Source organism: Mycobacterium sp. KBS0706, from assembly GCF_005938675.2.
Classification (GTDB): Bacteria; Pseudomonadota; Alphaproteobacteria; order DSM-16000; family Inquilinaceae; genus Inquilinus.
On sequence record NZ_VCCH02000340.1, the window covers coordinates 1 to 568 of the forward strand.

Sequence of the window (568 nt, forward strand, 5' to 3'; positions counted from 1 at the left end):
ACGTCCCAAGGGCGTGGTCGGGCTGCATGCGGGGCTGGTGAACCGGCTGGCGTGGCGGGCGGCGCTGCACCCCTATGTTCCGGGCGGGCCGGCCTGCGCGAAGAGTTCGCTGAGCTTCATCGACGGGACGACGGAACTGCTGGGGCCGCTGTTGCATGGCGGCCGGCAGGTGCTGATCGATCCCGCGTCGGCGCGGGATGCAGCGGCGCTGTCGGCACGGATCGCGGAGCACGGCATCGAGCACGTCACGGTGGTTCCGGGCCTGCTGGACGCGATGCTGGGCGAAGCGGCGGCGGCGGGCCGGGACTTCGGTGGGCTGTGGATCAGCAGCGGGGAGCGCCTGCCGGAGCGTCTGGTGGAGCGCTTCGCCGGCACCTGGCCGAAGGCGCGGCTGGTGAACTTCTACGGCGCATCGGAGGCCAGCGGCGACAGCCTGTTCGCCGAGTGCCGGGGGGGAGACGCCCCGATCGGCCGACCGATCTGGAACACGCGAGTGTACGTGCTGGATAGCGGGCTGCGTCCGGTCCCTGTGGGGGTGTCGGGTGAGCTGTATGTGGCGGGGGCGGGT

The 568-nt window shown here is 72.2% G+C and carries 1 protein-coding gene; it reads left to right on the forward strand.

Going from position 1 to position 568, the window contains the following annotated elements; translation table 11 throughout:
* Positions 1–568 (forward strand): AMP-binding protein (locus FFK22_RS42170; protein ID WP_143957040.1); only part of this gene is annotated, 568 nt, incomplete at both ends.